This window comes from Nitratifractor salsuginis DSM 16511 (assembly GCF_000186245.1).
Classification (GTDB): Bacteria; Campylobacterota; Campylobacteria; order Campylobacterales; family Sulfurovaceae; genus Nitratifractor; species Nitratifractor salsuginis.
Window position 1 is genome coordinate 450,351 of the sequence record NC_014935.1, and the last position, 21,516, is coordinate 471,866.

A 21,516-nucleotide genomic window follows, 5' to 3' on the forward strand; every position below is an offset into this window, starting at 1 on the left:
ATGTTATAATAAAGAAAAACAGATTAATAAAATTCGATAGACAATAAGAAGGTAAAAACTATGTTTGTAGATAATGTGGAGCTGACACTCAGCTCCGGCAAAGGAGGCGCGGGCTGCGTCTCTTTCCATACGGAAAAGTTCGTGATTAAAGGCGGTCCTGACGGCGGAGACGGGGGACGGGGCGGGGCGGTCTGGTTTCAGGTCGACGGCAATACCGATACCCTTTCCCATCTGCGGGGCAAGCGCCACATCAAGGCGGAGAACGGCCGGCCGGGTGAAGGGCGCAAGCGTTTCGGACGCAGCGGGAAGGATACCACGGTCGTGGTCCCTCCCGGCACCCAGGTGATCGATGCCGAAACGGGTGAGCTTCTGCTCGATCTCACGACTCCGGGGGAAAAAGTCAAATTCCTCGAAGGGGGCAAGGGGGGCCTCGGAAATGTCCACTTCAAAAGCTCCACCAACCAGCGTCCTACCTACGCTCAGCCCGGTCTGCCGGGACAGACACGCCGCGTCCGCCTGGAGATGAAATTGATCGCCGATGTGGGACTGGTCGGTTTCCCCAACGTCGGGAAATCGACCCTGATCTCCAAACTCTCCAATGCCCGACCCGAGATCGCCAACTATGAGTTTACGACCCTGACCCCCAAGCTGGGCGTTGTCGCTCTGGGGGAATTCGACTCTTTTATGATGGCGGACATCCCCGGCATCATCGAAGGAGCCAGTGACGGTCGGGGACTGGGGTTGGAGTTTCTCCGTCATATCGAGCGGACCAAGACACTGCTTTTGATGATCGATGCGACCAATTATCGGGAGATGAAGTATCAGTACGACATCCTCAAAGAGGAGCTGAAGAATTACTCCCGGGAGCTTGCCGGCCGCCCCTTCGCCGTAGCCATCACCAAGATCGACGCACTGAGCGACAACGAGATCGATCAAAAGACCGAAGAGTTGCTCGAAACTCTGGGGTTGGAGCCCAACGAGATTCTCGAAGAGCGTTTCGATGCGGATCGCAAACTCCTCAGCTATGCCGATCCGCACGAGAGTTGGGAACAGATGCCCACGGACCGTCCGGTCTTTATTCTCCCCGTCTCTTCCGTCAGCGGGCGGAACATCGAGCCTCTGCGATTTGCCCTGGGCGAGATGGTCCAGGCGACCCGCAGGGAAGCGAAGCGCGAAGCCTCCCGGGAGGAGCCTTCCACGGATATCCAGGAGGCTTGATGAAGCGGATCGTCATTAAAGTGGGTTCGCACGTCTTGACCGAAGAGGGAGAGATCGCCCTGGAACGTATGCGTGCACTGGTAGACCTTATCGCGGATCTGATCCGCGGGGGCAGGGAGGTGATCCTCGTCAGTTCGGGAGCCGTGGCGGCGGGATATACCCAGCTGAGGCTCGATCGCTCCGATGTGGCGCAGAAACAGGCCTTGGCGGCGATCGGTCAGCCCTATCTCCTGAAGCTCTATCAGAGCAAGTTCGCCCACCATGGTATTTTGAGTGCCCAGCTGCTCCTCAGCGCCGACGATTTCGACTCCCGCCGTCGAACCCGTCACGCACGCAACGCTGTCGAGGAGCTCTTGAAGCATCGGGTCGTCCCGATCGTCAATGAAAACGATGTGGTCGCGACCGAAGAGTTGGTTTTCGGTGACAATGACCGTCTCAGTGCCCATGTGGCCCACTATTTCGATGCGGACCTTTTGGTGATCCTCTCCGACATCGACGGCTATTACGACAAAGATCCCCATCGCTACCCCGATGCCCGGCTGCGCAAGGTGGTCTGTGCACTCGATGCGAAGGAGTTGGAAGCCGAATGCACTCCCCATAACGCCTTCGCCACCGGCGGGATCGTAACGAAGCTGCAGGCGGCGGATTTTCTTCTCAAACGGGGAGGGCGAATGTTCCTCGCCAGCGGATTCGATCTCGCTGATGTGCAAAGCCTGCTCCTGGAAGGGGTGCACCGCGGGGGGACGCTTTTTGAAAGTTCCGACGCTCGACGGGGTGAAGAGGACGAGTAACTGGAAACTAATAACTAGTAACTAGTAATTAGTAACCGAGTAATTAGTAACCGAATAATTGAGAATGGGTAAATTGATGTCGTTTTTGCGGCAATTTCCAATGACTAAAATTCTTGCGACGTGAGGGCCGAAGGCCCGTGCTTGCGACTTGCGACTATATTATGAGGAGTGAAGCGTGAATTCTGAAGATAGGGGAGAAGGCCAAGCCATCCGTGTTGTCTTTATGGGGACACCGGAGTATGCCCGGCGAATACTCGAGCGCTTGCTGGAGGAGCCAGGAATCGAAGTTTCTCTGGTCTTGACCCAGCCGGACCGTCCTGTGGGGCGCAAAAAGATTCTGACCCCTCCTCCGGTGAAAAATTTGGCCCACGAGCGGGGGATCGAAGTGCTCCAACCCTCATCGTTGCGGGAAGAGCCGGTACAGGAGCGTCTTCGGGCGGAGGCTCCCGATTTTATCGTCGTTGCCGCCTTCGGGCAGCTCCTGCCGCCGGAAGTCCTGGGGATCGCCCCCTGCATCAATCTTCATGCCTCCTTGCTTCCTGCCTACCGGGGGGCATCTCCGGTGCAGCAGGCGCTTTTGCAGGGGGATCGGTATACCGGGGTCACGGCTATGCTGATGGAAGAGGGGCTCGATACGGGGCCGGGCCTGGCTTATCGGTATGTTCTCATCGATGAGTCGACCCGTCTGCGGGAGCTTATGGAGCGATTGACCGAAGCGGCGGCGGAGCTGACCCCCCGGGTGCTCAAACGCTATGACCGCCTCCAGCCCCTACCCCAGTTCGGGGCCCTGGCCAGCCACTGCAGCAAGATCCGGCGGGCCGACGGAGAGATCACGCTGGAGGAGGCTTCAGAGATCCGGAGAAAATATCGGGCCTTTGAGGGGTGGCCGGGAGTCTTCCTCCCCAACGGCCTCAAACTTCTGGAGCTGGAGTTCCCCGCCGACGATTCCACCCATCGTCCGGGAGAGATCCTGGAGATCGGCGAAGAGTCGATCGATGTCGGCTGTAGCAGAGGAAGAGTCCGTATCCTCCGCCTACAGCCCTCGGGGAAAAAAGAGATGAGCGGACGGGCCTACTGTGTCGGAAGGGGGCTGAAGCGTGGAGATTCTCTACTTTGATTGTCTCCCTTCGACCCAGCGTTGGTTGACCGATGCGATCCGTGAAGGGCGGCTTCAGCCCCCTGTAGCGGTTTTGACCGAGTTGCAGACCGACGGAATCGGCAGTCGGGACAATCGCTGGATCGGCCACCCCGGGAATTTCTTCGCCTCCATCGCGCTCTCGGAGGCGTCACTCCCCGACGATCTGCCGCCACCGTCGGCTTCCATCTATTTCGGTTGGTTGATGAAGGAGCTGCTCTGTGAAATCGATCCGGCCGTATGGCTCAAGTGGCCCAACGACCTCTATCTGGGGGAAAAGAAACTGGGCGGGGTGCTGACCGCCCGTCTGCGTTCGTGCTATGTCACCGGGATCGGGGTCAATCTGAAAAAAAGTGAAAAAAACTTCACCTCCCTTGAGACGGAGCTTCCCGCGATGATATTACTTGATATGTTCCTTGGGCGCTTGAAGAACCCGCCGAAATGGAAGGACATCTTTAGTAAGTTCCGGCTAGAATTTGACAGCAACCGCCACGTGGGTGCCCACGTCGGTCGGGAATATACGAGCTTTGAAAATGCCCATCTTTTGGAGGATGGGTCAATAGAGATCAACGGAGAAAGGATCTGGGGACTACGATGAGTGAAGTGATCAGTGTTGCCAATCAAAAAGGGGGAGTGGGGAAGACGACGACTGCGGTGAACCTGGCTGCCTCGCTGGCGGAAGAGGGGAAGCGGGTTCTCCTCATCGATGTCGATCCCCAATCCAATGCCACGACCAATCTCGGCTTCAGCCGAAACGATTATGAATTCAATATCTACCATGTGCTGATCGGTAGTAAAAGGATCGAAGAGGTGATCCTCAAGACCGCCGTCAAACGCCTCCATCTGGCCCCTTCCAACATCGGTCTGGTGGGAATCGAGAAGGAGTTCTACGGCAACCGGAAGCAGAACCGGGAGACGATCCTGCGCAAAGCGATCGCCGATATCCGGGAAAAGTACGACTTCATCATCATCGACTCCCCTCCGGCACTGGGCCCCATCACCATCAATGCACTGAGCGCCTCCGATTCGGTGATCATTCCCATCCAGTGTGAATTTTTCGCCCTGGAGGGTTTGGCGCAGCTACTCAATACCGTCTCGCTCCTACGCAAGACCATCAACCCGAATCTGAAGATCAAAGGGTTCCTGCCGACGATGTATACGAGCCAAAACAATCTCTCCAAGCAGGTCCTGGCAGATTTGGAGCATCACTTCCGGGACAAGCTTTTCACCCACGACAAGAATGATTTCATCGTCGTTCCCCGCAATGTCAAAGTGGCGGAGAGCCCCAGCTTCGGCCAACCCGTCATCCATTATGCCTCCGGCTCCAAGGGCTCCAAAGCCTACAAGGCCCTGGCCGAAGCGATTTTGAGGAGTTGAGTATGGCATTGGGCAAGGGACTGGGGGCCATCCTCGAAGAGGTCGGCCAGGCTTATGAGAGCGAATTGAGCGAAGAGAAGATCCGGGAAGAGGACCTGGGGGATGCGGTGAGGGAGTTGCCGGTCGAGGCGATCGAGCCCAACCCCTATCAGCCTCGCAAAAGCTTCGATCCCGAGCGACTGAACGAATTGGCCGAATCAATCCGGCGTCACGGCCTGCTTCAGCCGGTCGTGGTCATCCCCAACGGCGAAGGGTGGATCCTCGTCGCCGGAGAGCGCCGGCTCCGGGCCCACAAAATCATCGGGGCGGAGAAGATCCGTGCCATCATCGCCGATGTGGACCTCGACCGCCTGCGAATGCGGGAATTGGCGCTGGTGGAGAATATACAGCGGGAGAATCTCAATCCGGTCGAATTGGCCGAAGCCTATCGGGAACTGCTCGAAGTCCACGGGATCACCCACGAAGAGTTGGCTTCCATCGTGCACAAGAGCCGCTCCCAGATCACCAACACGCTCCGTTTGCTTTCCCTTTCGGATTATGCGAAGAAACAGCTGGTTGAAGGACGACTGAGCCAGGGGCATGCCAAAATCCTGCTCTCCCTTCCCGAAGAGAAGCAGCGGATCGTCGTGGATACGATTCTGGGACGGAAACTGAGTGTCCGGGAGACCGAGGAACTGGTCAAAAGCAACCGGGATAGAAAAACGGAAAAGAAGAGCCGAAAACGGGAGCAGATCGGGAAAAGAGATCCGGAACTCGAAGCCCGTCTGGCCCGGTTGCTCCCTTTCCCCCATCGTTTCACTCCCAAAGGGATCGAGATCGACCTTCCCGATGATGCGGCCCTGGAAGCTTTGATCGATCTGTTGGAGAAAAGTCGACGATAAGTCCAGCTTAACCGGCATTTAAAAAGCAAGATGTTAAAATGCCCCACTTTTTATGAGGAGTGCCGATGCTTGAACTACATCCATGGTTGATGGGGATCGTGTTGTTGATCTTCTTTTTCCTGCTTTATCAGCTCAATGAGCGGCTGTTCGGCCCGTTGGTTCGTTTTATGGATGAACGGGAGAAGACCATCGCCAGAGACCTGGCGGAGGCCAAACAGCTCAGCAGCGGGAGCGATGAGCTCCTGGCTCAGGCTCAGGCGAAACTGGAGGAGGCCCGCAGCGAGGCGGCACGGATCCGTCAGGGTGCCGTCCAGAAGGTCAAGGAAGAGAATGCTGCCGCATTGAGTGCCAAGCAGCAGGCCCTGGAAGAGGAGTATCAGCGGTTCAAAGAGAAACTGGTCGAAGAGCGGGAGAGTCTCAAATCGGCTGTTCTCTCTCAGCTGCCGCTGATCAAAGAGAGCCTCAAAGCCAAATTCAGCCAACTCTGAGGGGAGAGATGATGAGAAAACAATTTCTACTGCTATTGGCGGCACTCGCCGTTCCTGCGGCACTGCTGCTCGCGGGCGAAGCGGAAGGCGCCAGCCACTACGAAGCCATTGCGGGTCGCAGCACCGATTTTGTACCCCGCGTTTTCAACTTTTTGATCTTTGCGGCATTGGTCTACTATCTGGTGGCCGATCCCATCCGCAACTTCTTCAAAGAGCGTCGTGAAAAAATTGCGGAACAGCTTTCGGAGATCGAGCGCAGACTCCAGGAGGCGAAAGAGGCCAAAAAGTCTGCCGAGAAGGCTCTTGCCGAGAGTGAAAAGAAGGCTCAGGAGATTCTCGAAGACGGGAAAAAAGAGGCCGAGCTGCTTGTCCAGCGCTATCGTGAACTCGGTGAAAGAGAATTGGCGGCCCTGGAAGCCCAGTATGAGGAGCGGATGGAGACCGAAGAGCGTCGTATGGTCCGTGAAAGTATTGTGGCACTGCTGGATGAGAATATCAGCGTCGACGATATTCCTTTGACCGCTTCCCAGGTTGTCGATACTCTCGCGAAAAAGGTGGCCTAAATGAAAGAACTGATCGCAAAAAGATACGCCAAAGCACTGAGTGAGATTGTCGGGGTCGAGAAACTTCCCGAGATTCTGGCGACACTGGAGGCCCTCGAATCTCTCTTCAGCCGGGAAGAGACCGAGGAGATTCTCCGCTCGCCCCTGGTAAGCCGTGACGAAAAGTATCGTCTCTTCATCGAGCCGCTCAAAGGTAAGATCGATGAGAATCTCTTCCGTCTCCTGGAGATAATGAACGAGAAGGGAAGGCTGGATCTTCTTCCCACACTTACCGGGATCCTTGATCGTGAAATCAAACGGATCGAGAATCATTACAGCGGAACGGTCGAAGCGGACAAAAAGCTTCCGAAAAAGAAAATGGAGAGCCTCGAAAAGGTTCTCTCCCGTTACAGCGGAGCGAAGATCGATCTGAAACAGAGCGACAAGACGTGTGACGGTTTGAAAGTAGCGGTGGATGACCTGGGTCTGGAATTGAACGTTTCCAGAGCACGGATCAAATCTGAACTTCTGGATTTTATCCAGAGAGCCCTCTAAAGAGCAAACTTACAGAAAGGAGCAGCAGTGGCAGCGAAATTGCAAGCGGATGAGATCAGTTCCATCATCAAGGAACGGATCGAGAATTTCGAACTGAATGTAGACATTAACGAGATCGGAAAGGTGACCGGAATCGGGGACGGCATCGCAACCGTTTACGGTCTGAGCAATGTTATGGCCGGTGAAATGGTCGAATTTGAAAACGGAACCAAAGGTCAGGTTCTCAACCTCGAGGAGGCCCGAGTCGGTGTCGTCGTCCTGGGTGAGTACACCGATATCCGCGAGGGAATGAGCGTCAAGCGTCTCGGAACGCTTCTCGAGATCCCCGTCGGTGACGGTCTGGTCGGACGCGTCGTCAACCCCCTCGGTGAGCCCATCGACGGCAAAGGCCCGATTGAAGCGAGCGAAAAACGCTTCGTCGAAGAGAAGGCACCCGGGATCATGGCCCGGAAATCGGTTCATGAACCTCTGCAGACCGGTATCAAAGCGATCGATGCTCTGGTTCCCGTCGGACGGGGTCAGCGGGAGCTGATCATCGGTGACCGTCAAACCGGTAAAACCACCCTGGCGATCGATACGATCATCAACCAGAAAGGGCAGGATGTTATCTGTATCTATGTCGCCATCGGTCAGAAGCAATCGACCGTAGCCTCTCTGGTGAAAAAGCTGGAAGAGACGGGTGCGATGGAGTACACCATCGTCGTCAACGCCGGGGCTTCCGATCCTTCCGCTCTGCAATTCCTGGCTCCCTATGCCGGGGTGACCATGGCGGAGTATTATCGTGACAATGGACGCCATGCCGTCATCTTCTATGATGACCTCTCCAAGCATGCCGTCGCTTATCGCGAAATGTCCCTGATCCTTCGCCGTCCTCCGGGCCGCGAAGCCTATCCCGGTGACGTTTTCTACCTCCACTCCCGTCTGCTGGAGCGCGCCGCCAAGCTCAACGATAAGCTGGGTGCCGGTTCGATTACCGCATTCCCCATTATCGAAACCCAGGCAGGGGATGTTTCCGCCTACATTCCCACCAACGTCATCTCGATCACCGACGGTCAGATCTTTCTGGAGACCGATCTCTTCAACGCCGGTATCCGCCCGGCGATCAACGTCGGTCTCTCCGTCTCCCGTGTCGGAGGAGCCGCACAGATCAAAGCGATCAAGAAAGTCTCCGGTACTCTGCGTCTAGACCTGGCGACTTACCGGGAACTTCAGGCTTTTGCCCAGTTTGCAAGTGACCTGGATGAGCACAGCCGCCACCAGCTCGAGCGTGGAGCACGGATGACGGAGCTGCTGAAGCAGCCTCCCTATTCTCCGATCCCCGTCGAGAAGCAGGTAGTGATTATCTATGCGGGAACCAAAGGATATCTCGATGATATTCCTGTTTCCGAAATCACCCGTTTTGAGCGTGAATTCTATACCTTCCTGGATGCCAAATACAGCAACATCCTCGAAGACATCCGCACGAAAAAAGATTTGACCAAAGAGACGGAAGAGGAACTGAAAAAAGCGATCGAGGATTTCAAGTCCCAGTTCGCAGCATAAAGCAAGGCTGAACCATGGCGAACCTAAAAGATATCAAACGCAAGATCAAAAGCGTCAAGGGGACGCAGAAGACGACCCATGCGATGAAGCTGGTCTCTTCCGCAAAACTCAAGCGCGCCGAAGAGCTTGCCAAGCGTTCCAAGATGTATGCTCAGAAGATCACGGAGATGATCGACGAGATCGCGCTCCAGATCGCCAAATACAATGATGTGAGCGACAACGCCTATTTCCGCAAGGTGGAGAACCCGAAAACGGTCGATATCGTCTTTATCACTGCCGACAAAGGTCTTTGCGGAGGCTTTAACTCCCAGACCCTCAAAGCGGTGAACCAACTTGCCGAAGAGTGGAGTGCCAAAGGGGCTCAGGTCCGTCTTCGGGCGATCGGTAAGAAGGGTATTGCCTATTACCGCTTCAACAAAACGGAAATGATCGACGAGATCGAGGGGCTCAGTTCTTCGCCCTCATATGAAGAGGCGGCCAAATTCATTCGGGCGTGTGTGGATGACTATATGGCCGGCAAGACCGACAAAGTCATTGTCGTCCATAACGGCTACGTCAATATGATCACTCAGGAGATCCGGATCGACCATCTGATCCCTGTTGATCCTTCGACGCTGCCGAGCGACATTCAGAGCAGTCCTTCCGAGCTGGAACTGGAGCCCGATGACGACGATACGTTGCTCGAAGCTCTGGTTCATCGCTATCTGGAGTATGTGATGTACTATGCTCTGATCGATTCGCTCGCCGCAGAGCACGGGGCGAGAATGCAGGCGATGGATGCAGCGACCACCAATGCCAAGGAGATGGTCAAATCTCTGACGGTCAAATACAACAAAGCACGGCAAGAAGCCATCACCACCGAACTGATCGAGATCATCAGTGGTGTCGAATCACTGAAATAAAGAGAGGAGAGACTCAATGACTGGTAAAATCATTCAGGTTATGGGACCGGTAGTCGATGTGGAATTCAGCGACTACCTTCCCGAGATTAACGAAGCGTTGGAGACAACGCTGAAGACGGAGACCAAGGAGCAGAAACTTGTTCTGGAAGTCGCCATCCAACTGGGGGACAACCGCGTCCGCACCATTGCAATGGATATGACCGAAGGTCTGGTACGCGGACAGGAAGTTCGCGCAACCGGAGCACCGATCAAAGTTCCTGTCGGGGAAGAGGTCCTCGGCCGCATCTTCGACGTTGTCGGTAACGTCATCGACGACGGAGAGCCTGTCGAAGCCAAGACCAAATGGTCGATTCACCGCACGCCTCCCGCTTTCGACGTTCAGAGCACCAAAGCCGAAATCTTCGAAACCGGTATCAAGGTCGTCGATCTGCTCGCTCCCTATGCCAAGGGAGGTAAGGTCGGTCTCTTCGGCGGTGCCGGAGTCGGTAAAACCGTTATCATTATGGAATTGATCAACAACGTCGCCATGAAGCACAGCGGTTATTCCGTCTTTGCCGGTGTCGGTGAGCGGACCCGTGAAGGAAACGACCTCTACAACGAGATGAAGGAATCTAACGTTCTTGACAAAGTTGCCCTCTGCTACGGTCAGATGAACGAGCCTCCGGGAGCACGTAACCGCATCGCCCTTACCGGTCTGACCATGGCGGAGTATTTCCGGGATGAGATGGGTCTGGACGTTCTGATGTTCATCGACAACATTTTCCGTTTCGCCCAATCCGGTGCCGAGATGTCTGCACTGTTGGGCCGGATCCCCTCTGCGGTCGGTTATCAGCCTACTCTCGCCAGTGAAATGGGGAAACTCCAGGAGCGGATCACCTCGACGACGAAGGGCTCCATTACTTCCGTCCAGGCCGTTTACGTTCCTGCGGACGACTTGACCGACCCCGCGCCTGCATCGGTCTTTGCCCACCTGGATGCGACGACGGTTCTGAACCGTTCCATCGCCGAGAAGGGTATCTACCCTGCGGTGGATCCTCTCGACTCCACCAGCCGGATGCTCGATCCCGTCATCATCGGGGATGAGCACTACCAGGTCGCTCGCGGGGTCCAGGCGATTCTCCAGAAGTACAAAGACCTTCAGGATATCATTGCGATTCTGGGTATGGACGAGCTGAGTGAAGAGGATAAGCTGATCGTCGAGCGGGCACGTAAGGTCGAGAAGTTCCTCTCCCAGCCTTTCCACGTCGCCGAAGTCTTCACAGGAAGTCCCGGACGCTACGTCACACTGGAAGAGACGATCAAAGGATTCAAAGGTCTGCTCAACGGTGAGTACGACCATATGCCTGAAGCCGCCTTCTATATGGTCGGTAGCATGGACGAAGCGATCGAAAAAGCGGAAAAAATGAAAGAGAAGGCTTCCTAAGCCTTAAAGGATCTCCATGAACACCATGAAACTCGAGATCGTCACCCCCAACGGACTTATCTACGAAGGGGATGTGAAGATGGTAACACTGCCAGGGAAAGAGGGTGAGTTCGGAGTTCTCCCCGGGCACGCTTCCCTGGTTTCACTGCTGGATACCGGTGTCATCACGATTGAAACAGCCGATGGCAAAGAGATTATGGTCGCCATCAATCAGGGCTACGTCAAAGTCGACGAGAACAAAGTGAGCTGTGTGGTAGACGGTGCCGTTTTGATCAGCGATGAAGAAGGTAGTCTCAGTGAGCGCCTCTCCGAGGCCAAAGAACTTCTCCAGAAGGCTCAAACCTCCGATGTGGCAATCGCCGCAGCCGTGAGCAAAGTCGAATCGATCAAGAAGAAGTCTTACTGACGTGAGTTCACTCTCCTCCTATTTTGCTCACAGCAGCCCCATCACCTGGATGGTGCTGCTGATTCTCTCTTTCTATTTTATTGCCACCTTTTGGATTTTCATCTATCGTTATCGCCTCATTCTTCAGCGCCTTGCTATAGAATCCCGTTCTCTGACCCGTCTCTATATGGGGCGAAGTGAAATGGTTTCCGATGATTCCCTCCTTGCCGGATATCTCCGTCAGATCGGACGGGTGAGTCCGGAAGTCCTCAAGGCGGCGGTCAATGATGCCGTTCGCAGTGCCACCCGGGGCTTGACCCAGCTTTCGATTATGGCTTCCACTTCTCCCTTTATCGGCCTGTTTGGAACGGTGGTGGGTATTCTCGAAGCCTTCGGCCGTCTGGGGACCCAAAAAAGTGCTTCGCTTTCGGTGGTCGCCCCGGCGATCAGCGAAGCGCTCATCGCGACGGCTGCGGGAATTTTCGTAGCGGTCTTCGCCTACGCTTTTCACCTCCTGCTCAAACGCAAAGCGTACGAGTTGCAATCTTTGTTGGAATCCCAGTCGGAGATCGTGCTGGCTCAGACCCGCAAGGAGCGATGAAATGTTTCGCTGGGATGATGATCCCGATTTGAACATCACTCCGTTCGTGGATGTGATGTTGGTGCTGATGGCGATCTTGATGGTGACGGCCCCGACCATTACGTACCAGGAGCAGATCACCCTTCCCAAGGGAACCCGAAGCAAAAAGGTCGAAAAGCTCTCCACGATTACGATCCGTATGGATAAAAACCGCCGGATCTACCTGGGCAAAGAGACGTTTACCCTGCGGGATTTCGCCGACAATTTTATGCTCAAATCATCCAAAATGAATAAAAAAAGCGATGTCTTCATCCGTGCGGACGAATCCCTCCCCTACAAAGATGTGATCTATCTGCTCAAAAGTGTCAAGGAGGCGGGGTTTACCCGGGTCTCCCTGCTGACGGAATGATGAGAGAGAAGATCACCGCAGGGGTGGCAGCCGTAGCCATCTATCTGGCACTCATTTTGCTCCTGCTCTACTATTTCGGATATCATCACTCTTCCAAATCGACCCATTTTGTCACCAAAAACCGGGCGGGGATCACCGTAAGTCTGGCCGGAGTTCCCTCGCCGCAAGCCGCGCCGAAATCTCACCCGAAGACCACCCGGAAAAAGAGAGTTACCAAGCCGCGCAAAGCGGAGAAGCATCAAAAAGCTCTCAAGACCAAAAAGGCGCATAAAGCCCCCGAGGCCAAAAAGCCCGATGCCCGCAGACTCTTCAGTCATGTCAAAAAGCCTCACCCGAAAAAAAGGGTTCAAAAGCAATCGTCCGGAGCTGCGGGGAGTAAAAAAACGGGAGAGCATACCCTCAAAAAATCCCAGGGTAGTTCGGGAGTGGAAAACGCCTATCTGGCCAAGGTGGAGCGCCTGCTCAAAGGGTGGCCTGCCCAGGCCAATTTCGCCGGAGAAGAGATCGATATACGCCTGACGATCTACCCCGACGGTCGGTTTGATTATCGGATTCTCAAACTCTCGGCCAATCCCGATTTCAATCATGAGCTGATCAATTACCTCAAACAGCTTCAAGGCATAGGATTCGGTCCCCACTCCCACGGAAAACCCTACGACATCGAAGTGAAATTCATCGCCCACGATTAATTTCCTCGGATCACGGCGACAACGTGCTGTGATATAATGCAGCAATTTTCTTCAAGGATGCCCGCGCTATGGAAATTTTGAGACTCTTTTTGGCCGAAGAGGAGAAGGAGGGACGCACCCCCTGTGAAAAGCTGATGATTGATGAGGGGGGCGTGGTCGGGGACAAGTTTCACGGCAAGAAACCCGACCGCTCCATTCTCCTGACCGGCACGATCGCCTATGAAATGGCCAAGGAGGAGGGGATCGACCTGGAAGCCGGCGATCTGGGAGAGAATATTCTGGTGGAGTTCGATACGAGAGCATTGGAGCCCGGCGACCGGCTCAGCTGCGGCGATGTGCTTTTGGAGGTGAGCAGGCTCTGTCCCATCTGTAACCATTTGGCGATCCACGATCCCCGCCTTCCCCAGTTGGTCAAGGAGACCCGAGGGGTCTATCTGCGGGTGATTCGGGGAGGAGTACTGAGAACAGGCGAGCGAATTTCTCCGGAGGATCAAAAGGGCTGACGATCGATATTTAGTCATTAACACTCAATAATCTTTATATCCACTTGAAATAATCTCTGATATCCTGTAAAATAACTCCAAAAAAACCAGGAGTATGCCATGGCCAAATACGAGTATCAGACAGAGATCGGACAATTGCTCCAACTGATGACCCACTCCCTCTATTCCCATAGAGAGATTTTCCTTAGAGAGTTGATCTCCAACGCCAACGATGCGCTGGACAAGTTCAAATATCTCCATTTGACGGACGAGAAGTTCAAAAACGAAACGTGGGATCCGAAGATCAATATCAAGATCGACAAAGAGGACAATTCTCTTGCCGTGACCGACAACGGGATCGGGATGAACGAAGAGGACCTGATCCACAACCTCGGGACCATCGCCAAATCGGGAACCAAAGCTTTCCTGGAGCAGCTCACCGGGGATGCGAAAAAGGACAACAACCTAATTGGCCAGTTCGGCGTCGGGTTCTATTCGGTCTTTATGGTGGCGGAACGGGTCGATGTCATCACCAAGAAGGCGGGTGAAGATCAGGCGTGGAAATTCAGCAGCGACGGGACCGGGGAATATGAGATCACGCCCGTGATCAAAGACGAGCATGGAACCGTGGTTTACCTGAAACTCAAAGAGGATGCCAAAGAGTTTCTGGATCACTGGAGGGTCAAGGAGATCGTCAAGAAATATTCCGACCATATCCCCTATCCCATTTTCCTCCACTATGAAGAGGAGGAGAATGTGGGCGAGGGGGACAAGGTCGAGATGAAGAAGGTCAAGAAGAGCGAGCAGGTCAATGAAGCCAAGGCGCTCTGGACCCTCCCCAAAAGTGAGCTCAAAGACGAAGATTACATCGAATTCTACTCCACGCTCTGGCATGACAGCGAAGAGCCCCTGACCTGGACGCACAACCAGGTGGAGGGGAGCCTGGAGTATACGACCCTCTTCTATATCCCGAGGACCGCTCCGGCGGATATTTTCCGGGCCGATTTCCAACCCGGAGTGAAGCTCTATGTCAAACGGGTCTTCATCACCGATGACGAGAAGGAGCTCCTGCCGCTCTATCTGCGCTTCGTCCGGGGGATCATCGACAGCGAAGATTTGCCGCTGAACGTCAGCCGGGAGATCCTGCAGGAGAACCGCATTCTGGCCAACATCCGCCAGGCTTCGGTCAAAAAGATCCTCGCCGCCATCAAAAAGCTCGACGAAGAGAAGTTCGATCGCTTCATCGATCAGTATAACAAACTCATCAAAGAGGGGATCTTCACCGATCATCTCAACAAAGAGAGCCTCCTGGAGATCGTCCGCTACAAGAGCAGCAAGGTCGAGGGAATGACTTCGCTGGACTACTATATGAAACGTGCCGGTGAGCGGGAAGGGGAGACCAAAAAAGAGTTCTATTACATCGTGGGCGAAGATGAACATCTCCTGCGTAACTCCCCCCTGCTGGAGGCTTACCGCAAGGCGGATATCGAAGTCCTGATTATGGATGACAAGGAGATCGACGAGATCGTCACTCCCGCCATCGGCGAGTACAAAGGGTGGAAATTCGTCGATATTGCCACCGTGGACGCTCCCGAAGTGGAAGACAAGGAGAAGCTCGAGCAGTACGGCGAAACCTTCACACCTCTGGTGGAGAAGCTCAAAACGATCCTGGGTGAAGCGGTCAAAGAGGTCCGCCTGACGACTCGCCTGAGTGAGAGTCCCAGCTGTGTCGTGCCCGACAGCAGCGATCCCATGGCCCAGATGCGCCATCTCTTCCGCCAGATGGGGCAGGAGGCGCCGGAAATTCCTCTGATCCTGGAGATCAACCCCGAACACGAAATGATCAAAAAGCTCGCCGAGACCGAGGATGAGAGGATCCTCGAAGAGAGCGCCTGGGTCCTGCTCGACAGCGCCAAGCTGGCCGAGGGCCTGGAGCCCGGGGACAAGGTCGCTTTCGCCCGCCGGGTCGCCGATCTGCTCAGCCGGGCTCTGTAGGCGAGCGGCTTTTTAGGAGAGGAGCCTTGAAGCTGTGGTAAGATAGTAGACAGGTTTTCTCGAGTAAAGGAATGAAAATGAAAAGAACAAGTCAAAAAATTGCCACAGCCGCCACATTGCTCCTGGCGCTCGGAGCCCTGGCCAATGCGGCCGACTGTCGGCAGGGCTTTATGCATGATCCCTGTGCACACGACGGATATTCGGTCGTCGAAACAGAAGCGTTCGTCAAGGGGCCTCACAACTGCATGGGGGTCGCCCACTATTATCCCTGGGAAGTCCCTGCAGGCTATTGTCGAGGGGCTTACGAAGGAAAAAATACCGTTCGCGCCCAGTCCCCTGTGGCCCGTATCGGTTCCTGATCCCTTCTCTGATCCGAATTTATGGCCAACCTCCAATATAAACTAGGGGAGATGTCTGCCCAACGACGGGCGACGGTCGTCTCCACCTCCGCCGCGGCTCTTCTCACCTTTGTCAAACTCTTTGTCGGAATTATGAGCGGGTCGGTAGCGGTCCTGGCTTCCGCCATCGACTCGATTCTCGATATGGGGGTCTCCCTTTTCAACTTTTTTGCCATCAAAAAGGCGGAAGAGCATCCCGACGACAAGTTTCCATACGGCAAAGGGAAGATTCAAGCCATTGCCGGGGTGATCGAGGGAACGATCATTACCCTTTCGGGTCTTTTTATCATCTATGAAGCGATCAGCAAAATCCTTCAGGGAAAGACGACCCAATATCTGGGGACTTCCCTGGGGGTGATGCTCTTCTCCATAGTCGTGACTTTTTTCCTGGTGCAATACCTGAAATCGGTGGCCAAAAAGACCGACAACATCGTGATCAAAGCCGATGCGCTGCACTACCAGACCGACCTCCTGAGCAACAGCGCCGTCGTGGCGGCCCTGGTGATCGTGTGGTTGACCGGTTGGGATTGGATCGATGCCCTTTTCGGTCTGGGGATCGGACTCTATATCATCTACTCCGCTTACGAGATCATCGAGGAGGGGGTGATGATTCTTCTGGACCGCTCCCTCCCCAGCGAGATGGTGGCGAAGATCGGGGAGATCATCGGCAATCATCCCAAGGTCAACGGCTATCATTGGCTCAAGACCCGCACTGACGGCACCCATAATTTCGTCGAATTTCATCTGGTGCTCACCCCGGAAATGACCCTGGAAGAGGCCCACCGGATCGCCGAGGAGCTCGAGTGCAAGATCGCTTCCCTGGATCCCAACAAAGGGTGGGTGATCACTCCCCATTTCGATCCCTACGATGACGAACATCTCAACGAGATCTACTACGAGGGGAAGTTCCGTTTCGCCTGCGAATCGGAGGGGAATGTCGAAAAAGAGTCGGGAGGAGCAAGGGCGTGAACCCCAGGATCTATCTCACCTCTCCCGTGGAGTATCCCGGAACAATCCCCCTGCCGATGATCCGATTCGCTCTCGTCGCCGACCGTATCGATTATCAGGGGTGCGATACGCTGATGTTCACTTCCAAGCAGGCGGTACTGAGTGCCGAAGCGATCGATCCCGATTGGAAACGCCTGCCCGCCATCGCCATCGGTCCCGCTACCCAGCGCCAGATCGAAACGCTCGGGGGAGAGGTACTTTTTCGCCCCGACTCCTTCTACGGTGAGAGTTTGGCCCAGGAGGTCGTCAAACGTTTTCGGGAACGGAAACTCCTCTACCTTCGTCCCAAAAAGGTCTCCTTTGACAGCCGGGGGTATCTGGAGCGTATGGGGATTACGCTCAAGGATCAGATCCTCTATGAGACCCGCTGCCGGGACTATACGCCCGAGGAGGCCCCGGAGCCCGGATCGGTCATCGTTTTCACCTCTCCCTCGACCATCCACTGCTTCTTGGAAAACTTCGCCTGGCGGGATGATTATCACGCCGTGGTGATCGGCCGTTCGACCCTTGCTCATCTGCCCGAAGGGCCCTCTTTTTCCGTGGCCGAGGAGCCGACGATCGCCGCGTGCATCGCCCGGGCGCGCCAATGGGCGGAAATCTTGCCTGATACTAAATGATATCAACGAAGCTGCCTCTCTTTTTTATTTTCAGCTAACTCCCTATTGGTTATAATCTATTCAACCCTGGGTGGTTCGCCTACTTGCTTATGGGGTCCAACACATAAAGTATTGGAGGAGCCGGTAGACGGCCGGTGTGCGGGCGACATCGTTTGAGCCCGGAAACGGGCGAGATGCCGCCCCCTGAAGGCTGTCTCACTCCTCCATCGTTGGCTTATCAGGGCCGACACATAGCAAATACGGCCACCTGGGGGGTTATCGATCGGTTGAGGAATAAGTGGAATGCAAATAGTTTTTGCCTTGCACTCATTTCTCAAAGTGAAGGGAAGGCTTGAATGAAGGTACTGGTCATAGGAAGCGGAGGGCGAGAGTATTCGATAGGCTTGGCGCTTCAGCGCGACCCGGAGGTGGAAAAGATCTGGTTCGCCCCGGGAAACGGTGCTACCGACCAATTGGGTGAGAATCTGGCGATTGGCGACTACCGGGAGTTGGCGGCTTTTGCCAAGGAGCAGGGGATCGACCTGACGATCGTGGGTCCGGAGGCTCCTCTGGTCGACGGAGTCGTCGATATTTTCCAGGAAGAGGGCCTGACGATCTTCGGTCCCTCGGCCAAGGCCGCCCAACTGGAAGGGTCCAAGATTTTTATGAAGAATTTTCTGGCCCGGTATGGGATCCCGACCGCACGGTATATCGAAACCGACTCTTTTGAGAAAGCTTCCGAGTTCATCGATACCCTCGAAGCTCCCATCGTGGTCAAAGCAGATGGGCTTTGTGCCGGGAAGGGAGTAATCATCGCTCCCTCACGTGATGAAGCGAGGGAGGCGGCCCGGGGGATGCTCAGCGGCGAAGCCTTCGGTGAGGCGGGTTCCCGGATTGTCGTGGAGGAATTCCTCGACGGCTATGAACTCTCGGTCTTTGCCGTGTGTGACGGCAAAGATTATGTCGTGCTCCCGGCGGCGCAGGACCACAAGCGTCTCCTCAACGGCGACAAGGGGCCCAATACCGGCGGGATGGGTGCTTACGCGCCGACGCCCCTGGTCAACGAATCGATCTATCGCAAGCTGGATGAGCGGGTCATCCGGCCTACGCTGGCGGGGATGGAAAAGGAGGGGATGCCCTTTACCGGTGTGCTCTTTATAGGGGTGATGGTGGTGAAGGGCGAGCCCTATATCCTCGAATACAATGTCCGCTTCGGCGATCCCGAGTGCGAAGTGCTGATGCCGCTGCTCAAATCGCCGGCGAGCGAACTTTTCTACAAAGCGGCGACCGGCCGGCTGGCAGAAGCCAAGATCGAGTTTTACGATCGCTATGCCGTCGGGGTGGTGATGGCGAGCAAGAACTATCCCTATAAATCGAGTGAACCTGCCGAGATCATTCTCGATGAGATCCACCATGATGAATTGAAACAAAACAGCCATATCTCCTTTGCGGGAGTGAGCCGGGGAGAAGACGGCAAGCTCTATGCCACCGGCGGTCGGGTTCTGGTCTGTGTCGGCCTGGGAGATTCGATCCGCGAAGCGAGGGATCGGGCCTATATGCTGGTGGGGCAGGTGCATTTCGCCGGCAAGCAATGCCGGACAGATATCGCCTATCAGGCTCTGGAAGAGTGATCCATGGTTACCGGAATGCAGCTTTTTGAGTCCCCGAAGCGGGAGGCTGCAGTCCGGGAAAAGTTCACCCAGGCCCCTGTGATGAAGGGAAAGGATCTCTGATGCGTACTCTCCTGCTCCTTTTTCTCTTCTGCTCGGGAGTACTCTTTGCCTCACAGGAGCTTGAGGATCAGGGACAAAAGGCGGAACTCTTCGCCGACAGCTTCGTCAGTAAGGGCCATACGGTCTATGCCACGGGCCATGTGGTCCTGGCCTACGACGGGACCCTATTTCTCGGGGATCGGGCGCAATACGACCGGGAGGCGGATCGGATCGTCGTCGAAGGACATGTCGAAATCCTCAGCCGGCAGGGCGGCAAAGTCCTGGCGGATCGGGTCGTATTCGAAGCGGGGAAAAACCGGGTGACCTTCAGCGACTTCTATCGCAGTGACCGGGACGATATCTGGGTCTACGCCGAGAGCGCGGAGAAACAGGATGGTAATTACACCCTGAACAACAGTGTCCTCTCCAGCTGCTCCGTCGACAATCCCGACTGGTCGGTCCACTTCGGCAAAGCAGTCTACGATTCTACAAGCAAATATATGCGTCTGAGGGATGTCAAACTCTATGCCGGCAAAGTCCCGGTGCTCTATACCCCCTATCTCGGCTTCTCTTTGGAGCGGCAGCGGCACTCCGGATTTCTGATGCCCCACCTGGGCTATGGAGCCGACGAGGGGTTCTACTACGAACAGCCCTATTTCTGGGCAATCTCACCTAGCATGGACCTGGAACTCAATCCTTCGATCCGTACGACCCGGGGATATGGACTCTACGGCACCTTCCGTTTCGTCGACAGCCCCTGGTCTCAAGGGACGATCCGAACCGGTTATTTCAAAGACAAAAACTCTTTCGTCGATGAGCATAATCTGAAAAACGATTCCCACTACGGCTTCGAACTTCTCTATGAGAGCAGCAATTTCCTGCGGGATTGGAAGCCCGAGGGATATCGCGACGGCCTCTATGCCAATATTGACCTCTTCAACGATATCGATTACTCCAATCTGCAATACAGTACGCTCTCCCATCTGGAGGAGACCAGCCGTTTCAAAGAGTCCCGGCTCAACTACTTTCTTTACAACGATCAACAGTATTTCGGTTTGAGATCCCGTTATTTCATCGATACGACGAGCCTGGAGAACAATGAGACGATTCAGGAATTACCGGCTTTGCAGTATCACAAGTTCTCATCGGAGTTGGGGACCGATTATCTTCATTACAGCATCGATGCCCAGCTCCACAACTATTGGCGTGAAGACGGCGTTCGTGCGTTGAGGGGTATGGCGACATTCCCGGTAGAGTTTCATATGCCGCTCTTCGATGATTATTTGAACTTGACGGTCGAAGAGAAACTCATTGCCTCCGATACCAAGTTTATGGAGGGGGGGTCCCTGAATTTTTCTGAGGACCATTATGCGGCGCTGGCTCTTCACCACAATATCGAACTGAACAGTGATATGGTCCGTGGTTATGAGAGCGGGGTCCATACGATGCTTTTGGGGCTGGGCTATACGAAGAGCACGCTTTTGGCGGAAGGCGATCTTCATTTCGAGGATATTCCGAAAGCTCAGATCAACGATTTTGATTTGAATATGCTCTACGATAGCCGCGTAGCACTGAAAATGCATCACTACTGGGAATCTTACGATGCTCCCTTCGCTATGGATTATCTCGTGGTCGCAGATTATTATCCCGAAAACGATTCCCGCTGGAACCTCCTGCGGCAGGAGTTTCATATGCATTACGGATCCTATACACTCAGTACCCGGTTTGACTATTCGATACGCTACCACTCTTTGAGTCAATTGGCCAATACCCTTTCCTATCATGGGGAAAAAGTGGATTGGGGAATCTCCCAAACCCGGAAAGAGTATGAGAACGATGAACATAAGTTGGCCCAAAACGATATGAGCCTCGATCTGCATTTTCGGCAGAGCGATCAGTGGACATGGTTTGGAAGCTACAGTTATGATTTCAAAGAGAAGAGTTCCAAAAATTGGGAAGCCGGATTTACCTTTGATCGGAAATGTTGGAACATTACTCTGGCTTTCAAACAGGATATCACCCCGGTCCTGACGAAAAGCGGCGGCGGGTCCATTCATAACAACGCCGTAATGTTCCAGTTCAACCTCGTGCCCTTTGGTGGGGTAGGAAGTCGCTCGTTCCAAAATGTAGGCGGCTGATGGATATTCGTAAGGCTTTGGAAATCCTGGGCTTGCCCTCGCTCGTGACGCGTCGGGAGATCAAGGAGCGCTACCGCCAATTGGCTCGGCGCTACCATCCCGACCGTGACGAAGGGGACGCGGCGCGCATGGGGGAGATCAACCGTGCTTATGAGACGCTGATGGAGTATGTGGAAAATTTTCGCTTTCGTTTTGACGAGGAGGAGATCAACCGCCACAATCCCCAGGCGAGTTTAAATGATAAATTCAAAATGTAAAAGGAATAAAGAA

Annotated in this window: 24 protein-coding genes; all 24 read left to right on the forward strand. The window is 54.6% G+C overall.

Annotated features, from left to right (window positions below; all coding sequences use genetic code 11):
• Nucleotides 1-60 precede the first annotated feature (60 nt).
• The 24 genes from obgE (at nt 61) to NITSA_RS02340 (ending at nt 21,503) form a co-directional block, all read left to right on the forward strand.
• A complete protein-coding gene (gene obgE / locus NITSA_RS02225) occupies nt 61-1,218 on the forward strand; it encodes a GTPase ObgE (protein ID WP_013553402.1) in 1,158 nt (385 codons plus the stop codon).
• Nucleotides 1,218-2,009, forward strand: coding sequence for a glutamate 5-kinase (gene proB, locus NITSA_RS02230; RefSeq protein ID WP_013553403.1), 792 nt, complete (start codon nt 1,218-1,220; stop codon nt 2,007-2,009). The genes obgE and proB overlap by 1 nt, the downstream gene beginning before the upstream one ends.
• A 175-nt stretch (nt 2,010-2,184) precedes the next feature.
• Nucleotides 2,185-3,126: a methionyl-tRNA formyltransferase gene (gene fmt, locus NITSA_RS02235; RefSeq protein ID WP_013553404.1), complete on the forward strand. Its 942-nt coding sequence runs from the start codon at nt 2,185-2,187 to the stop codon at nt 3,124-3,126.
• Nucleotides 3,107-3,742: a biotin--[acetyl-CoA-carboxylase] ligase gene (locus tag NITSA_RS02240; protein WP_013553405.1), complete on the forward strand. Its 636-nt coding sequence runs from the start codon at nt 3,107-3,109 to the stop codon at nt 3,740-3,742. The genes fmt and NITSA_RS02240 overlap by 20 nt, the downstream gene beginning before the upstream one ends.
• The gene (locus tag NITSA_RS02245; protein ID WP_013553406.1) at nt 3,739-4,521 is read left to right on the forward strand and encodes a ParA family protein; all 783 of its coding nucleotides are present in this window, start codon (nt 3,739-3,741) and stop codon (nt 4,519-4,521) included. The genes NITSA_RS02240 and NITSA_RS02245 overlap by 4 nt, the downstream gene beginning before the upstream one ends.
• Before the next feature lie 2 nt (nt 4,522-4,523).
• Nucleotides 4,524-5,402, forward strand: coding sequence for a ParB/RepB/Spo0J family partition protein (locus tag NITSA_RS02250; protein WP_013553407.1), 879 nt, complete (start codon nt 4,524-4,526; stop codon nt 5,400-5,402).
• 65 nt (nt 5,403-5,467) lie between these two features.
• Nucleotides 5,468-5,890, forward strand: a complete 423-nt coding sequence (locus tag NITSA_RS02255; protein WP_013553408.1) for a F0F1 ATP synthase subunit B family protein — start codon at nt 5,468-5,470, stop codon at nt 5,888-5,890.
• Nucleotides 5,891-5,898: 8 nt separating this feature from the next.
• Complete coding sequence (locus tag NITSA_RS02260; protein ID WP_013553409.1) at nt 5,899-6,453, forward strand: F0F1 ATP synthase subunit B family protein; 555 nt, start codon at nt 5,899-5,901, stop codon at nt 6,451-6,453.
• The gene (locus NITSA_RS02265; protein WP_013553410.1) at nt 6,454-6,987 is read left to right on the forward strand and encodes a F0F1 ATP synthase subunit delta; all 534 of its coding nucleotides are present in this window, start codon (nt 6,454-6,456) and stop codon (nt 6,985-6,987) included.
• Nucleotides 6,988-7,014: 27 nt separating this feature from the next.
• Entirely contained in the window at nt 7,015-8,529 is a 1,515-nt protein-coding gene (gene atpA / locus NITSA_RS02270) for a F0F1 ATP synthase subunit alpha (RefSeq protein WP_013553411.1), read from the forward strand.
• A gap of 14 nt (nt 8,530-8,543) precedes the next feature.
• A complete protein-coding gene (atpG, locus tag NITSA_RS02275) occupies nt 8,544-9,431 on the forward strand; it encodes an ATP synthase F1 subunit gamma (protein WP_013553412.1) in 888 nt (295 codons plus the stop codon).
• Between the two features lie 16 nt (nt 9,432-9,447).
• Nucleotides 9,448-10,854: a F0F1 ATP synthase subunit beta gene (atpD, locus tag NITSA_RS02280; RefSeq protein WP_013553413.1), complete on the forward strand. Its 1,407-nt coding sequence runs from the start codon at nt 9,448-9,450 to the stop codon at nt 10,852-10,854.
• A 16-nt stretch (nt 10,855-10,870) separates the two neighbouring features.
• The gene (atpC, locus tag NITSA_RS02285) at nt 10,871-11,260 is read left to right on the forward strand and encodes an ATP synthase F1 subunit epsilon (RefSeq protein WP_013553414.1); all 390 of its coding nucleotides are present in this window, start codon (nt 10,871-10,873) and stop codon (nt 11,258-11,260) included.
• A gap of 1 nt (nt 11,261) precedes the next feature.
• Nucleotides 11,262-11,840 carry a MotA/TolQ/ExbB proton channel family protein gene (locus NITSA_RS02290; RefSeq protein ID WP_013553415.1) on the forward strand — a complete coding sequence of 193 codons (579 nt, stop codon included), beginning with the start codon at nt 11,262-11,264 and terminating at the stop codon, nt 11,838-11,840.
• Nucleotide 11,841: 1 nt separating this feature from the next.
• The gene (locus NITSA_RS02295) at nt 11,842-12,228 is read left to right on the forward strand and encodes a biopolymer transporter ExbD (RefSeq protein ID WP_013553416.1); all 387 of its coding nucleotides are present in this window, start codon (nt 11,842-11,844) and stop codon (nt 12,226-12,228) included.
• Nucleotides 12,225-12,917 (forward strand): TonB C-terminal domain-containing protein, encoded by a 693-nt coding sequence (locus NITSA_RS02300; RefSeq protein WP_013553417.1) that lies wholly within the window; start codon nt 12,225-12,227, stop codon nt 12,915-12,917. The genes NITSA_RS02295 and NITSA_RS02300 overlap by 4 nt, the downstream gene beginning before the upstream one ends.
• 68 nt (nt 12,918-12,985) lie before the next feature.
• Nucleotides 12,986-13,420, forward strand: a complete 435-nt coding sequence (locus NITSA_RS02305; protein WP_013553418.1) for an MOSC domain-containing protein — start codon at nt 12,986-12,988, stop codon at nt 13,418-13,420.
• A 99-nt stretch (nt 13,421-13,519) separates the two neighbouring features.
• Nucleotides 13,520-15,394, forward strand: a complete 1,875-nt coding sequence (htpG, locus tag NITSA_RS02310) for a molecular chaperone HtpG (protein WP_013553419.1) — start codon at nt 13,520-13,522, stop codon at nt 15,392-15,394.
• A gap of 77 nt (nt 15,395-15,471) precedes the next feature.
• Entirely contained in the window at nt 15,472-15,753 is a 282-nt protein-coding gene (locus NITSA_RS02315; RefSeq protein ID WP_013553420.1) for a hypothetical protein, read from the forward strand.
• A gap of 51 nt (nt 15,754-15,804) precedes the next feature.
• A complete protein-coding gene (locus tag NITSA_RS02320; protein ID WP_083799751.1) occupies nt 15,805-16,761 on the forward strand; it encodes a cation diffusion facilitator family transporter in 957 nt (318 codons plus the stop codon).
• A complete protein-coding gene (locus NITSA_RS02325) occupies nt 16,758-17,417 on the forward strand; it encodes a uroporphyrinogen-III synthase (RefSeq protein WP_013553422.1) in 660 nt (219 codons plus the stop codon). Before NITSA_RS02320 ends, NITSA_RS02325 begins: the two co-directional genes overlap by 4 nt.
• Nucleotides 17,418-17,752: 335 nt before the next feature.
• Nucleotides 17,753-19,027 carry a phosphoribosylamine--glycine ligase gene (gene purD, locus NITSA_RS02330; protein WP_013553423.1) on the forward strand — a complete coding sequence of 425 codons (1,275 nt, stop codon included), beginning with the start codon at nt 17,753-17,755 and terminating at the stop codon, nt 19,025-19,027.
• Nucleotides 19,028-19,128: 101 nt separating this feature from the next.
• Nucleotides 19,129-21,246 (forward strand): LPS-assembly protein LptD, encoded by a 2,118-nt coding sequence (locus NITSA_RS02335; protein WP_013553424.1) that lies wholly within the window; start codon nt 19,129-19,131, stop codon nt 21,244-21,246.
• Nucleotides 21,246-21,503 (forward strand): J domain-containing protein, encoded by a 258-nt coding sequence (locus NITSA_RS02340; RefSeq protein WP_013553425.1) that lies wholly within the window; start codon nt 21,246-21,248, stop codon nt 21,501-21,503. The genes NITSA_RS02335 and NITSA_RS02340 overlap by 1 nt, the downstream gene beginning before the upstream one ends.
• Nucleotides 21,504-21,516: the final 13 nt, after the last annotated feature.